This window comes from Treponema sp. OMZ 855, from assembly GCF_024181145.1.
Classification (GTDB): domain Bacteria; phylum Spirochaetota; class Spirochaetia; order Treponematales; family Treponemataceae; genus Treponema.
Genome location: NZ_CP051194.1, coordinates 1,179,960 through 1,194,290 on the forward strand (window position 1 = coordinate 1,179,960; position 14,331 = coordinate 1,194,290).

The window sequence follows — 14,331 nt, forward strand, 5'->3', positions numbered from 1 at the left end:
GGTTAAATCTGTCAATAATGAGCGTTCTGTCTACTAGAATGTTATTCTAACTGATTTAATGTGTAACGTACACATATATAAACATAACAGCAGAGCGCAGACATCTCTCCTTTTTGAGATAATAAATCAAAGGTTATATATTGTTTCCCGTATTACTTTTTGATAATGCAATGCCAACGGATCCTCCGGAAATATCTCCAATGATTTTGCAATATAAGTTTGAGCCGTGGCATAGTTTTTTTCTTTGATTTTCTTTAATGCTTTTTCAATATATGACGCTGTTTTTTGTTTTTTATCCTGAGTATCAGGCGCATCACAATCATATACTTCATAAATAACCGTTTGTTCTGACGTATCAATAACCGGCGATTCTTGAATACACCGTATATGAAAATTTTCGGAATATTGAAGCGATTTAAAAATCGACTCAGAAATAATAATGGTGTTGGAATAAACTTTTGTTGCAGCCTGCAACTCTTCCGCCGTATAGCAAGTATTTGAAATAACGACACTATCTAAGCGGCTGTCATTTCCGATAACGCCTAAAAGAATCTTTCCGGTATCAATCCCTATTCCTGCCCTAATAGCAGGGAGATTTCCTAATCGTATATTTTCTTCTTGCAGTTTTTTCTGAATTTCAATACCGCATGCGACTGCGGCATCAGGATTCTTGGAAAATAAGGCAGTAAAACCGTCACCAAGAAATTTCATAATAACACCGCCATATTTTCGAATAATAGGGGCAACTAAGGCAAAATATTTATTAAGCAATATAAATACTTCGTCAGGTTCGAGTTGTTCCGACATACTGGTAAAAGATCGAATATCAATTGAAAGTACAGTCATAGACAATTCTGACGAGTCGCCGGTATTTATCTCTGTAATATTATTTTTTTGCAGAAACATCAGTAATTGATTGGGGAAAAATCGGCGCAATGCATTTTGAATTCTCTTTTGCTCTTCTACAAGCTGCTCGATTTGATGTATTGATGTGGCATAGTTGTCAATACTCATAATAACGGCAATGATAATCGAAATTATAGCACCTTCTTGTAAGAGTAATTTACCTGAAATAACCCATTGGCTGACCAGTGTATCATACAGTGCAAAACCTGCCAGAATACCTAATACCATGGCAATCCATACCGCAGACTTCTTTCTTTTAAATAATGCACGGATAATAATTATTGCATCATAAATGGCAGCAATGAATATAAGTGTTTGCTGCATATATAAATACCGGGAAACAAGAAGCGTCGGTGCGATAGCAATAAAAGCGGTTGATGACAGACAAATTGCAATAATACTCCGATAAATCCATACATACTGAATATTAAAAATCTTATTAATAAATATCGTAAAAAACAATGCAGCTAACGGCATAGAGGAATAGCGCAAAATAAAATAAAACTTCCATGGCATTGTCGGCCAAATATAAGCAAGAATATGCGGATAGAATACACTAATTCGAATACTAATTGTTATGGCGGCAAACGCGAACCATAATATATAGGGCATTTTCTTATAATTTAAGTACAGCATGATAAAAAACATACTGAATAGCAGCAATACTGTAGCTGTGATATTATAGAATAAAAGATTGAATACAAAAGACTCGTTTAAAATATCAGCAGAACCGAGAATAATCGATTGATCTGTTCCTCCATACCGATTATGAAAATTAGATATATTCACAACAATATCAGCCGTACCGTTTTTTAGCGGCTTAAAAGATGCCATACTGATTGTTTTTCCGGGGATTTCCGTTTGTGCGGATACGCCGGGCTGCCCCTGCCCTGCCCTATCAATACCATTAATAACAATAGTACAGCTTGAGAGAATATGATTTAATTGAAGTACATATACTTTATTAGGATTAAGTCCGACAATACGTAATCCGTATGAGGCATAGCCGAATTCGGTTTTCAGCGAAGTTTCACTGAGTCTACCCGGCAATGGCGCATATAACGGCCGCGTATTATCTCTAAAATAATAGAACTGATTAGGGGTAAAATGCCATTGCCCTTTAATGCTGAATATATCCCGGTCGCCATGTGCAGGCAATGTCAATAGACCATGTTGAGCCGTTATTGCATGTTCCCTCATGTGTTGTATCGGTTTTGCTTTATGAATAAATGTTATAATAAAAAACATACAAAGAAAGGGTAAAGCCCCTAAGAGTATCTTTTTCATAGTAAATCGACCTCATAAACATTTATTAAATTTCTTTTACCATGGAATTTTATTTTTCCATAATAAAAGCAGGTGTGGGTGCGCCAGTAGTTTTCAAGAAGCTGCTCCCTAACCGTTTCGCTAATAATGACATTCACCTTTTTTTCAGTTGCGTAACTGTGCATACGGGAAGAAATATTTACTACGTCAGAAATAACCGTCGTATCCATCCGCTCCGGTTCTCCGATAGTTCCCATCATCAGTTTTCCATAATGAATCCCTGATGAGATATGAATCGAAGACAGTTTTTGTTGCTGTCTATGTATATTGATCTTTTTAATAAGTTGAGTAATCTCAATAATGCAGTCTACCGTTTCTTCTGCGGTACCGTAAAATAGAACCATTAATCCATCTGTAAGATATTTATCAATAAATCCTTTATATTTTTTAATAATAGGATTAGCAGCCTGAATAACAGTGTTGTATAAAATCAATAATTCTTCGCGGGCACTGCTTGATGAAAGCTTTGCTTTGATACCGAGGTGGATAAAAGCAATAAACATATTTTTATTAGTATTGTCACCAAGCGAAATATCCGTAACGTTTTTCTTATTCAAAAATTGCAAGAACTCATTCGGAAAGAATCGTTGAAAAGATATATTGGTGTTTTGAATCGATTCAATCATCTGCTCTTGTGTTTTAAAAGCTGCAGAAAAATGCCGAATAACAACAAATGCCATCGGAACCATCAATAGCAATACGCCAAAATGAGAAATAAAGGGAGCATTGATAATACCGTTGGAAATTAATCCGTCAAATATTGCTGCACTGATAAACAATAAAAATGAGATTAAAAATGTCAACGCATACGGTTTCCGTTTGATTAATGCATAAGCAACAACTATGCATACAATAGTAGAAAGAAATAATATATAGAGCTGCACACCCAGCAAGATGCCGACGAATACCAGCATCGGCGCAAGAAGTGTCATTAAACCGTACAAAAACAGCGGAATAGTCAAAAAATAAAAAACCTTTGACGGTTTTTTGATAAATAAATTAAGAATAAAAAGAAAGGTAAAAATAGCACAAAGCGGAAATGTCAAATACCCCAACCGGTACATAGTAATTGTCGACACATCGGGGAAGAAACTTCTTAATAAAAAGTCATTATAACAAAGTGTTCTGACGGCAAAACCGTAACAAAGCAACCCAAAGATACCGGCAGTCGTTTCTTTTCGGTAAAAAAGGAATAACGAAATAAAGAAAGTAGCCATACTGAAGAGAATAGAAAAGATACCGGATGAAATCAATTTATCCAATACTTTTTTTGTTTGCAATGTTGAATAAAGACCAAAAAGAAAGGGCGTTTCCAACCCCGGATTCCTATCATGAAAATTCGACAAATGAATGACAATGGTTGCTTCTGTTTCATTATTCAGCGGTAAGATAACCGTATCGGAATGCCAATCAAACACCTCTTCTTTGAAATTCTTTCCGGGAACTCCCGATGTATAGAATAGGTTACCGTTTAGATATACGGTGAAGGCCGAGGATGTGCGGGTAAAATGCATCGCATATATCTTCTGAGGCTCAAAACCGCGGATTCTGACCGCATACGAAGCATATCCTTGTACCGGTTGTGCAGGCGTATATGTTGTCCAGCCGAATTCAATCGGCTGGAAATGCATATATGCCTCGAGCGGCATAACCGAAGAAACAAATTCTTGTTCTGCATAAGCCCATGAACCTTTCAGCGAATAGACTGTATCCTTATCAATATCTGAGATATCATAAATTCCATTTGAAGCATAGAGCCTATCTTCTTTTGTACAAGAAATCGTATAAAGACTCACCGTGAGCAGGATAAGAATGAATGCTATACTTTTAATTTTCACAATTAATCCTTGACTGTTGTATTCCGGTACAGCCACTTTACTAAATTTTCTTAATCTACTATATAAATGAGGTTATGTCTAGAATGATGTCAAATTGCTCAAGGCAAACATTATCCGATACTTTACGCCGGCAGCGGCTCGATTTTTTCTTTGTAAATGCGGTGCATAAAAAAGATACACGCGATGATGGAGACAACTTCGGCAATAAGGTACGACCACCAGATGGCATTGACATCACCGGACAGCGAAAGCAGATACGCTGCCGGAAGGAGTGCGACGATTTGACGCACAAAGGTCGCAATCATACTGTAGACTGCGTTGCCGAATGCTTGAAATACCGAAGAAAAGGTGATACCGAGCGCTGCTCCGAGAAAGCTGCATGCGATGATGCGGATTGCAGGAACACCGATCGCGAGCATCGCGGGGGATGCATCGAACAGCCCCAAAAGCTGTGCAGGGAACAATTCAAAAAGCACCAGCCCGAATAGCATAACCCCCATCGCAAGCAAAAGACCGTTCCGTATTGTCGCTGTAATCCGCTTTCTGTTCCGTGCCCCGTAATTGTACGCAATAATCGGCACCATACCGTTATTCAATCCGAACACCGGCATAAAGATAAAGCTGTTCAGCTTAAAGTACACGCCGTACACCGCAATCGCAGTGCTCGAAAAAGCGCTCAAGATGATATTGAGAAAGTAGGTGGTAATCGATGTTATCGAGCTGAGGAGAATAGAGGGCACGCCGACCTTATAAATTTCCGCAACGATGCGCGGTTCGGGAAGAAGGTTTTTAAGCTTAAACTGAATTTCACGGTTTTTTGTTAGGTTAAAGAAAACCGAGACACAAAGGCCGAGAATCTGCCCCAATACGGTTGCGAGTGCCGCGCCCCGAATACCCATTTTGGGGAACGGCCCAATCCCGAATATCAACAGCGGGTCGAATATCACATTGAAAATCGCACCAGAAAGCTGTGAATACATTGTATACAGCGTAAGTCCCGTCGATTGGAGCAGCCGGTCGAACGTAATACCGAAAAAGAGCGCAAACGACCATCGAAGTACAATATCCAAATACGCTTCCCCGTAGGTAACAATTCCGGCGTCTACTCCTTGAGAAGCAAGGTAGGGGCGTACCAGTACAATTCCCGCAATAAAAAAGACGATAAAGTTACAGGCCGCCAAAAAAACGGCGTTCATTGCGGTTTTATTGACATCCTCTTGATTCCGCTGACCGAGCCGTTTGGACAGCAGCGCATTAACACCGACACCCGTCCCTACGGCAAAGGAAATCATCAGGTTTTGGATGGGAAAGGCAAGCGATACGGCTGTCAACGCATCCTCGTTGATTTTTGCCACAAAGATACTGTCGACGATATTATACAACGCCATAATGAACATCGAAAACATCATCGGCAGCGACATATTGAGGATGAGCTTCATAATCGGCATGACGCCCATTTTATTTTCAGCGGGGCCGATAGGTCTTGCCTTTACTTCTTCCATCTTATCTCACCTTACAAAACAGACCTGTTCGATAACTGCGTTGTCGAACAGGTCGCCGAGTTCTAAATCGCACAAATAGAACGATTTAGAACATCGCATTTCAAAGTAACCTGTTCAGAAACGGAAGTTTCCGAACAGGTTTGGTCTATTAAAAACGATTTTTGTCCAGCATTTTGTTAATCGAGTAGGGCATCCAAGTCTGCACAAATCTTCTTTTTATCAAGCTTTTGCCCGATAATGCAGAGTTTAATCATCCGGTCGCCGACTTTTTCGTCCCATTCTTCCCTCATCCGAGGTTCTCGGGCAAGAATTTTTTCCTGCTCTCGCTTAGAGGCGGTTGCGAGCCATCTGCCGGAAGCCCCCGCTTGAATTTGCCGTCCCGAAGTTTCAAAGACGTAGGCCATATCCTGCTCATCGCTGAACCAGACGACGCCCTTGGAGCGGATTATATTACGCGGCCATACTCCTGCATATTTTTCAAGCTTTTCCCTGCTAAACGGACGGCGGCGGTAGTACACAAAAGAGCCGATACCGTACTCATCCTCATCCGCGCCTTCATGTTTATGTTCGTGATGATGGTGGTGGTGATGCCCGTGTCCGTGCCCTCCATGTTCATCATGTCCGTGATGACCATGTTCGTGATGTTCGTGCCCGTCATCGTGGTGATCGTGTTCGTCATGGTCGCAGTGTTCATGCTCGTCATGATGATCGTGATCGCAGTGCTCATGGTCATGATCACACTCTTCATCATCATCGTCATATTCTTCCGCACGTTTTTCCAACTCGGCGACCCAACCCGCACTTTCAAAGACTTTTTCAAAGTCAAACCGCTTTGTCGCAAGCAAATCCTCTAACGGCACCTGACACCGCGTTGTCTCTATCACCTTAACATTAGGCTGGAGCTTAGTAACAACCGCCCGTACCTTTTTCATCTGATCTTCCGTTACCAAATCTTTTTTATTGATAATGAGCGTGGAGCAAAACTCAATCTGCTGGACGAGCAGCGATTCGATATCTTCTTCTCCGATATCCTTTTTTAACAGCTGTGCCCCCTCGGAAAACTCATCCACCAGCCGCTTCGCATCGACAACGCTGACGACATTATCCAAGTAGCCGTTTTCGATTGTTTCAATAGCCTGCGCAATCGGCATCGGTTCGCATACGCCGCTCGATTCAATCAGCAGATAGTCGAACTTTCCCGACGCGATGAGGTTTTCAATCTGCATCACAAGATCGGTTTTAAGCGTACAGCAGATACAGCCGTTGGTAAGCGGCACAAGGCTGCTTTTATCCGTGATATTGGCGTCTTTTTCTATCAGACTGGCATCGACGTTGATTTCACCGATATCGTTGACAATCACCGCCACCTTGTAACCCTTTTGGTTCGCAAGGATCATATTCATCAAGGTTGTTTTGCCCGCGCCTAAGTATCCGCAGAGCAAGGTAATCGGTACTAATGGTTTTTTCATATATTTCTCCTATAAAAAGTCAAGAAGAAAGTATCAACTTTCGATTGACTTTTTACGCACATTCGCAATGAAATGAGAATGTGCAGTAGATATACAAGTTTGCAACGCAAACTTGAGTAGATACAAGCTGACGATATATTCGGCAGTTTGTATCGTACAGCTCCTATCTAAAAACAATAAAGCATGAATATACTGTAAAACAGCATAAAATGGAAGGTGTAATTTTACATACTGTAAACTTCGGCTGAAATATTGATGGGACAATTTTAGACGATACCTCGCAGCGCATACGGGACACAACAAGGCTTGAACAAATAATTTACAATCATGAATGATAAATTGCGGCATTGACTGAACAAGTCTTTTTATACTATACTGGAACATATGCTTTTACGCCTCTTTATGATAGCTTCTACTATAGGATTGGCTATTAAAAGGCTGTAAATGCTATTTCGGGGGTTAAACCCGATAAATACTCCATCCCGCAGCAAATGCGGGACTAATGGCCATTAGGAGGGCACATGAGAAAGTATGAATTGATGACTGTCTTTCCCATTGAGGAAGCGCAGTTCAAGCCGGGCATTGAAGACGTCCGCTCCGTTTTGGGAGACTTCAGCGTCCAAATTGATTCCGAAGATCCGTTCGGAGACCGTGAATTAACGTATGAAATCAAAAAAAGAACAAAAGGCCGCTATGTATTGTTCAATATCCATGCCGAACCGGATAAGATTATCGAAATAGACCGCAAGTTTAAGCTCAATCAAAACCTTTTGACTTTTTTATTTATCAAAATTGATGAATAATTCAGGAGGACATTGATGGCAGATATAAACCATGTCGTACTTGTCGGTAGACTTACCCGTGATGCAGAATTAAAATACACCCAAGGAGGAGCTGCCGTATGCAGGTTTTCGATTGCAATTAATCGGCGGCGGAAAAACGGTGAAGAATGGGTTGAAGAAGCAAACTATTTCGACATCGTACTTTGGGGCAGACAGGGCGAAGCTCTTAATCAATACCTTGTAAAAGGAAAGCAGGTCGCTATTGACGGCGAACTTCGGCAAAACCGATGGGAACAGGACGGGCAAGCCCGCAGTAAAGTAGAAATTATCGCGAATAATCTTCAGCTTTTAGGGGGCGGTTCTGGAAGTGGCCAGCAGATGAATAACGGCAATCGGGAGACATATCAGCGATCAAATGCGCCTTCGGCATACCAGGCTCGGCAAAATACACCGCCGTCTAATGACGGTTATGAAGCCGATTTTGATAATGCCAATTATGACAATATTCCATTTTAAGGAGAATCTAACATGGCAGATGAAATACTGAATACCGCTGAAGTAGATACAAATACACAGGAAAATCCCCGCGAAGGCGGTGGAGAAGAACGGCAAGGTAATAAAAAAGGAAAAATGTTTTTCCGTAAGAAAGTTTGCCGCTTTTGCGCACAGAAAGCAAAGATCGATTATAAAGATCCCGATTCTTTGCGGCGCTTTATTACCGAACGCGGAAAGATTTTACCGCGCCGTATTACCGGAACCTGCGCAAAGCATCAGCGTAAGCTTGCACTCGAAATTAAGCGTGCGCGAGCACTTGCGTTACTCCCTTACGTTGTGGACTAAGAGTTGATACTCCTAAAAACCGTGTTTTTAGGAGTATTTAAATTGTCTGCTGCCGGATTCCAACTCCTGGAATACCGGGCGGCTGTCTTTTTATCATTATGTACCGTTGTAACGGTACGCCTATAAGGAGCTTGAAATGAAAGTAATTTTAAATGAAGATGTCAAACACCTCGGAGAAGAGGGAGATATTAAGGACGTTGCTAAAGGGTATGCCCGTAACTATCTGTTTCCGCGGGATTTAGCAGTTCCCTGCAATTCTTTTACTCTTGCCCATTTTGAAAGCCGCAAGGAAGAAATAGAACAGCGGAAGGCTGTTAAGCGGCAAAATGCAGCCGGTTTAAAAGAGCAGCTTGAGGCACTGACTCTGACAATCGTTATGCCCGCAGGTCCCAATGGGAAGCTCTACGGTGCAGTTACCAATCAAACGGTTTCCGACGAGTTGCAGAAACTCGGATTCGAAATCGAACGGAAGCGCATTGAACTCCCCGGTCTTACCTTTAAAAGCGTGGGACATTATAACGCAACCCTTAAACTGTATGAAGCTGCAGTCGCAGTACTTCCTATCGTGGTAGAAGCTCAGCCTGAGGCTGAAAAAACGGTTGAAGCAAAACCGGAGAAACGCTCTCGCCGCCGTCAGGAAGAAGCGGAAGTTCAAACGGAAACAACGGAAGAAGTTCAAGCTAACGTAAAAGCTGAAGAACCCGCCGAGACACAAGAATAGCCGACTTCTCTTATATTTACTTATAGGAGAAAACGGTGTATCACCCTATTATAAAAGAGAAGTTCTGTCAGGGCTTCTCTTTTATTTTTTTGGGGATATGGGTATCTCTAAATCATATATAAAAATTATCGAGGAAAATAAAATGTCGGATATGATGAAACAACTGTCTTCATTAAAAGATAAAATACCGCCGAATAATACGGAGGCTGAAATAGCCATACTTGGAGCGATTTTGCTTGATTCGGATGCTATCGGGACGGTTTTACAGTATATCCGTGCAGAAAGTTTTTATACGATTGCTCACCAGAAAATCTTTCAGGCTGTTGTTGATCTTTACAATAAAGGACAGAATGTTGATATCCTTGTGATTAGTGAGCATCTAAGACAAGAAGGTCTTCTTGATTCCGTAGGGGGTACTGCTTATATTGCTTCGCTTACCGATGCTGTTCCCAGTACCGCAAATGTCACCTATTATGCCAAAATTGTGCTTGATGCAGCTATCCGTAGATCACTTTTACGAGTTTCTCATCAAATTTATGCTGATGTCTTTGACCAAACCGTTGCCTACTCTTCTGTACTGGAACAGGCACAGAAAAATATCTTCGATTTAACCGATGCTGGGCAATCGGCGACCTTCCATACTCCGAAAGATCTTATTCTTGAAGCTATTGAAATTATCGAAGCGCGTGCAAAACACCGTGATGAATTCTCCGGTATCCCTTCCGGTTTTGAATTTTTAGACAGTCTTACCAGCGGTTTTCAAAACTCGGAACTTATTATCATCGGGGCTCGTCCCTCAATCGGAAAAACAGCACTGGCGCTCACTATTGCCGACTATATTTCCGTAACAAAAAAAATACCGGTTGCGTTCTTTTCACTTGAAATGTCCAATATGCAGCTGATCCACCGGTTGTTTTCTCTCGAATCGCGGGTATCTTCTTCAAAAATCCGTTCGGGGAATCTACAAACTGCTGATTTTCAAAAACTTCAAGATGCAGCGGGAAGGCTCTATGATGCTCCGCTCTATATCGTCGATATGCCCAATATGAAGCTGCTTGATTTACGGGCGATGGCGCGGCAGCTCTGCTTGCAGGAAGGGGTAAAGATTATCTTTATCGATTACCTCGGCTTAATTTCTTCGGAAAACAACCTCATCCCGCGTCATGAGCGTTTTGCAGAGATTTCTCAATCGCTTAAAAGCCTCGCTCGTGAGCTCAACATTCCCGTCGTAGCGCTATCGCAGGTAGGCCGCGATGCCGAAGGGACTGCTCCGACACTTGCCAATTTGCGGGAATCCGGCGCGATCGAACAAGATGCCGACGTTGTTATGTTTTTACACCGAGAAAAACGCGAAAGTCCCGATACCGAACTGATTGTTGCAAAACAGCGTAACGGCCCGGTCGCGACCGTCAACCTTGAATTTATCAGTGAATGTACTCGTTTTGTCTCTAAGACACGAAATGAATAGTACTGCTGAAAACGACGCCTCTCAAATTAATACCTTATTCGTTTGAAATATTTATTGGAAGATATCCCTGCATAAGCTCAAGTCTTTTTGCAAAATATTTTTTTTCTTTTTCGTTGAGCGTATCGATCCACTCCTGCGTAAAGCGTTTGACCACCGGATATGTCGGTTCATTGTATTGGGTAATAAGCAGAGGGGAAACCGAAAAGTCCGCCCTACCCGCTTCGTTCCGCGTACACGTTAGCTGCAGCAGCACAGCATCACCGGTGTATTCGCGATAGAATGCAGGGTCGTCATACCGTGTGTGCCAACGCTGCCCGGAAATAAAATTTCCCATCGAATACATACAAAAGATTTGACACTGTTCCGAAATAACGGCTTCTTGTAAAACGAGAGGCCGTTCGACCGTAATAGTCTCCCATGATTGCATTACATGAGGATGATGAGCCCAAACAATATCAATTCCCGCTTCGCCGAGCTGTTTAAACCACGCTTTTTTTGCTTCGGAGACAGTCCGTCCGTACTCAGGCTCATTGAGATGGAGCCCCAAGATAAATAAATCGCAAGGATATCTGTTGCGAGCCTCTTTAATAACCGAAAGAAGTGCTTCCCTTCCCTGTTTTGTCGGTGCACTGTGATAAAGTCGATTCTTTGATGAATCATAAGAATTCAAAATCTCCGTAACGGAACAAAAGAGTATATTCCACCCTTTATAAAAGAATGGGGTTACTTGTATACGGTCATTTTCAGAATCCTTTAAGCCGGAAAATATCAAGAATGGGGGCTGCATACCGGCGGTGAGCCGTTCCTTTTGCACTGTCCGTACCGCAGTAAGCGTTCCGTCAATACCGGTTCTGCCGTGATCGTTTGTATGGTTGTTTGCAAAACTCAGCACATCAAAACCTGCTTGAACAGCAGCGCGTAAATAAGACGTATGGACATTAAAATTAGGATACGTTGAAAGCGGGAGTGTGTCACAGACCGGTGTTTCAATATTTACAAAACTTAAATCATCATCATGTAGTATTTTTTCTACATCTTTATATATTAAATCATACATACTCATATTGAAATTTACGTTATGAGCCATAAGATCGCCGGCAAAGGTCATCACAAGAGACGGCGTATGAGAGGAATTCCGGGATGAACAAGTGTTATTATTTACGGAAAGTTCGGGAGCGTTTTGATCGGTTTGACTATCATCGACTTGGAGAGAAGCTGCGATAACACAACACGAAAAAAGAATAGAAAATATGAAAGCGGCTAATCGGCGCATAATGAATTACTCCTAACCCCATTAGTATGCGGGGAATAGTAAAAATATTCAAGCTGCGAAACAACTGAATTTTTGCCTTGCCTTTTTAAATAAAATATGATAAATTGTACGCAAATGGATACAGTATCGCTTAATAACCTGGTATTTCCTAATGCTGAAAACGGATCCGTTGAGCTTGATGCTTCAACCCTTGCCGGATTAAAAAAGATGCCTGTCGATATATTCGATAACGTATATGTCGGTGATGTAAAACCTCATGCACTTATCCTTTGTGTCGATGTACGCGGATTCAGCAATTTCCTTTGTTCACATGACGAAAAGGCCGTGTTTTCGCTCATTACCTCGTTTACTTCAAACTTTTTATCTTGTGTAAACCAATTCGGATACGGATGTTCATACTATAAGCTCCTGGGCGACGGTGCTTTAGTTATCTGGGATGAAACAACTCCGACGACATTAGGCGAAGCGATTATGGTGTTTCAAACCTATACCGAATTCCTCGGTGAGGAGCTTTTCAGCCCCTATCCCGAATTGGGACTTGGCGGTGCTTTAGTGATGGAAAAGGTATATAAGTATGAAATTTCTGCGGAAGCATCTGCCTTAAAATATCGCGACTATGTCGGTTACGGCATCAACCTTGCGTGCCGATTACAAGGACTTGCTCGAAAGTCGGAATTGATTATCAATAAAAACCTTGCAAATCTGAATGCACTTACAACAGTCATTAAGGATGCCCCTGCATTGGTGGAAGAAGCAAAACGCTTGAAAGGTGTGTTCGCTGAAGATAAGCAGCCTCTGTATTTTTATGCAGGTGTAAATCCGGCAAATACCTTTGGGTTATAGTTCCCTCATTGTGCGGAAGTTTAACTAAAATTCCGCACAGTTTGCCGACAATTCTCTAGGCAAAAGCAATTTGTTCGCTTAGGGTTTCCAAGGCTGCTTGAGGTGTACCGTTAAAAATATCGACTGATTGCATGGCTGTGTGAATAAACTGAGAAACGGCAGCATAGCGTTCTAATTCGTACGGTGTACATACGCCGGTGTGAATACTCTCCTGTAAAAAAACAATAATCGCTTCTAAAAAAAGAATATATATTCGTCTCGGTTTGCAATTATTCAGTAGCTTCAGTACAGCCGTAATCGACGGTTCATAGGTTGACGGATGTTCGGTTCGATAAGCCGTAAGTTTTTGAATAAGAACTGTGAATTGTCTTTTTTGCTGCTCTCCCCTATTTAAGCAATACTCCCAAAAGACTGCGGCAGCTTCCCGAAAATGTTCGGGAGCAACCGGCAAAAAACTCTGTAAGTACGAAACAATGCGGATTGGCTGCGATGGAGATACAGCCGCACAAAAATGATGATCGCGGAATACCCGCTCGACCACCGCCTGTTGATGTTCCGTATCCCGTTCGATGAACAGATAAGTACGTACACGGGACAAAATAGTCGGAATAACGGCAGCTCGGCGCGTTGTGGTTAAAATAAAAACAGTATATTCGGGAGGCTCTTCCAATATTTTTAAAAATGCGTTTCGGGCAGATTCTTGCATTTTATCAGCATTTTCAATAATCAGTACCTTCTTTTTTCCGACGGGCATTAACCGTACCCATGCGGACGCTTTCCGTACTTGATTAACGGGGAGCGTGTCATACATACAATCTTCTTGCAGCTTTTGGCAAAGATCGGTGATTTTTTCAGTCTGCTTTTCCAGTTTTTTTGCTTCTTCTTCCGATATGGTTTCCATATTACCGTATTGACCCGTAAGATCGGATAAAGCTTCTTCTATGTCAGTAAGAATCGGCGCTGCTTTAACAAAACGGGATTCATCCGTATCCCACAGGCGGGAATCAAATCGGGAGGTAAGCTTGCGTACGGCGCGAACAAAAAGGTACCGCGCTGCCATAGTCTTTGCAGTACAGAGTGCATGAGCCGCCGCCTTTGTTTCAAGCACGGTATCCCGTGTTCCAAGGATTAAAAGATCGCTTGCCGATAAGTCTTTATGCCGTTTGCAGGATTCACATGTGCATGTCCAACTGCCGTCTGTAGCACATGAAAGAATGCGTGCCGTTTCCAATGCGGCGGTGAGTTTACCGCTTGATTCCGGCCCGGCAAAGAGCAATGCCGGAGGTACTTTTCTCTGCTCCAGCTCATCACTGAGCAATTGAATAACCGGCTGTCCGAGTACATTTTCAAACATATATGCCTC

The 14,331-nt window shown here is 42.0% G+C and carries 12 protein-coding genes; 6 read left to right on the forward strand and 6 right to left on the reverse strand.

The annotated features are described in order from the left end of the window. Nucleotides 1-126: 126 nt before the first annotated feature. The 4 genes from E4N65_RS05360 to E4N65_RS05375 form a co-directional block, all read right to left on the reverse strand. The gene (locus E4N65_RS05360; RefSeq protein ID WP_253674482.1) at nucleotides 127-2,193 is read right to left on the reverse strand and encodes an adenylate/guanylate cyclase domain-containing protein; all 2,067 of its coding nucleotides are present in this window, start codon (nucleotides 2,191-2,193) and stop codon (nucleotides 127-129) included. Beyond that, nucleotides 2,190-4,070, reverse strand: a complete 1,881-nt coding sequence (locus E4N65_RS05365; RefSeq protein ID WP_253674484.1) for an adenylate/guanylate cyclase domain-containing protein — start codon at nucleotides 4,068-4,070, stop codon at nucleotides 2,190-2,192. Before E4N65_RS05365 ends, E4N65_RS05360 begins: the two co-directional genes overlap by 4 nt. 122 nt (nucleotides 4,071-4,192) lie before the next feature. Beyond that, nucleotides 4,193-5,572, reverse strand: coding sequence for an MATE family efflux transporter (locus tag E4N65_RS05370; protein ID WP_253674493.1), 1,380 nt, complete (start codon nucleotides 5,570-5,572; stop codon nucleotides 4,193-4,195). Between the two features lie 176 nt (nucleotides 5,573-5,748). Further along, nucleotides 5,749-7,041, reverse strand: a complete 1,293-nt coding sequence (locus E4N65_RS05375) for a CobW family GTP-binding protein (RefSeq protein WP_253674495.1) — start codon at nucleotides 7,039-7,041, stop codon at nucleotides 5,749-5,751. Between the two features lie 521 nt (nucleotides 7,042-7,562). Here E4N65_RS05375 and rpsF point away from each other — a divergent pair. The 5 genes from rpsF to dnaB all read left to right on the forward strand — a co-directional run bounded on the left by rpsF (nucleotide 7,563) and on the right by dnaB (nucleotide 10,852). Then, complete coding sequence (rpsF, locus tag E4N65_RS05380) at nucleotides 7,563-7,844, forward strand: 30S ribosomal protein S6 (protein WP_044016487.1); 282 nt, start codon at nucleotides 7,563-7,565, stop codon at nucleotides 7,842-7,844. Nucleotides 7,845-7,859: 15 nt separating this feature from the next. Then, nucleotides 7,860-8,339, forward strand: a complete 480-nt coding sequence (ssb, locus tag E4N65_RS05385) for a single-stranded DNA-binding protein (RefSeq protein ID WP_253674497.1) — start codon at nucleotides 7,860-7,862, stop codon at nucleotides 8,337-8,339. A gap of 12 nt (nucleotides 8,340-8,351) precedes the next feature. Further along, nucleotides 8,352-8,663, forward strand: coding sequence for a 30S ribosomal protein S18 (gene rpsR / locus E4N65_RS05390; RefSeq protein ID WP_044016481.1), 312 nt, complete (start codon nucleotides 8,352-8,354; stop codon nucleotides 8,661-8,663). A 136-nt stretch (nucleotides 8,664-8,799) separates the two neighbouring features. Then, complete coding sequence (gene rplI, locus E4N65_RS05395; protein WP_253674499.1) at nucleotides 8,800-9,384, forward strand: 50S ribosomal protein L9; 585 nt, start codon at nucleotides 8,800-8,802, stop codon at nucleotides 9,382-9,384. Nucleotides 9,385-9,526: 142 nt separating this feature from the next. Further along, nucleotides 9,527-10,852, forward strand: a complete 1,326-nt coding sequence (gene dnaB, locus E4N65_RS05400) for a replicative DNA helicase (protein ID WP_253674501.1) — start codon at nucleotides 9,527-9,529, stop codon at nucleotides 10,850-10,852. A gap of 34 nt (nucleotides 10,853-10,886) precedes the next feature. Here the strand turns inward: dnaB and E4N65_RS05405 are convergent, their stop codons facing one another. Beyond that, nucleotides 10,887-12,125: a CapA family protein gene (locus tag E4N65_RS05405; RefSeq protein WP_253674503.1), complete on the reverse strand. Its 1,239-nt coding sequence runs from the start codon at nucleotides 12,123-12,125 to the stop codon at nucleotides 10,887-10,889. Between the two features lie 114 nt (nucleotides 12,126-12,239). On the opposite strand from E4N65_RS05405, the gene E4N65_RS05410 reads away from it, so the two are divergent. Next, the gene (locus E4N65_RS05410) at nucleotides 12,240-12,968 is read left to right on the forward strand and encodes an adenylate/guanylate cyclase domain-containing protein (protein WP_044016474.1); all 729 of its coding nucleotides are present in this window, start codon (nucleotides 12,240-12,242) and stop codon (nucleotides 12,966-12,968) included. Nucleotides 12,969-13,023: 55 nt separating this feature from the next. Here the strand turns inward: E4N65_RS05410 and E4N65_RS05415 are convergent, their stop codons facing one another. Beyond that, the gene (locus E4N65_RS05415) at nucleotides 13,024-14,322 is read right to left on the reverse strand and encodes a hypothetical protein (protein ID WP_253674505.1); all 1,299 of its coding nucleotides are present in this window, start codon (nucleotides 14,320-14,322) and stop codon (nucleotides 13,024-13,026) included. Nucleotides 14,323-14,331 lie beyond the last annotated feature (9 nt).

Coding starts and splice junctions, on each gene's coding strand:
- ssb (WP_253674497.1), top strand. CDS start 7,860: ATGGCAGATATAAACCATGTCGTACTTGTCGGTAGACTTACCCGTGAT.
- E4N65_RS05375 (WP_253674495.1), bottom strand. CDS start 7,041: ATGAAAAAACCATTAGTACCGATTACCTTGCTCTGCGGATACTTAGGC.
- dnaB (WP_253674501.1), top strand. CDS start 9,527: ATGTCGGATATGATGAAACAACTGTCTTCATTAAAAGATAAAATACCG.
- rplI (WP_253674499.1), top strand. CDS start 8,800: ATGAAAGTAATTTTAAATGAAGATGTCAAACACCTCGGAGAAGAGGGA.
- rpsR (WP_044016481.1), top strand. CDS start 8,352: ATGGCAGATGAAATACTGAATACCGCTGAAGTAGATACAAATACACAG.
- rpsF (WP_044016487.1), top strand. CDS start 7,563: ATGAGAAAGTATGAATTGATGACTGTCTTTCCCATTGAGGAAGCGCAG.
- E4N65_RS05415 (WP_253674505.1), bottom strand. CDS start 14,322: ATGTTTGAAAATGTACTCGGACAGCCGGTTATTCAATTGCTCAGTGAT.
- E4N65_RS05405 (WP_253674503.1), bottom strand. CDS start 12,125: ATGCGCCGATTAGCCGCTTTCATATTTTCTATTCTTTTTTCGTGTTGT.
- E4N65_RS05370 (WP_253674493.1), bottom strand. CDS start 5,572: ATGGAAGAAGTAAAGGCAAGACCTATCGGCCCCGCTGAAAATAAAATG.
- E4N65_RS05410 (WP_044016474.1), top strand. CDS start 12,240: ATGGATACAGTATCGCTTAATAACCTGGTATTTCCTAATGCTGAAAAC.
- E4N65_RS05360 (WP_253674482.1), bottom strand. CDS start 2,193: ATGAAAAAGATACTCTTAGGGGCTTTACCCTTTCTTTGTATGTTTTTT.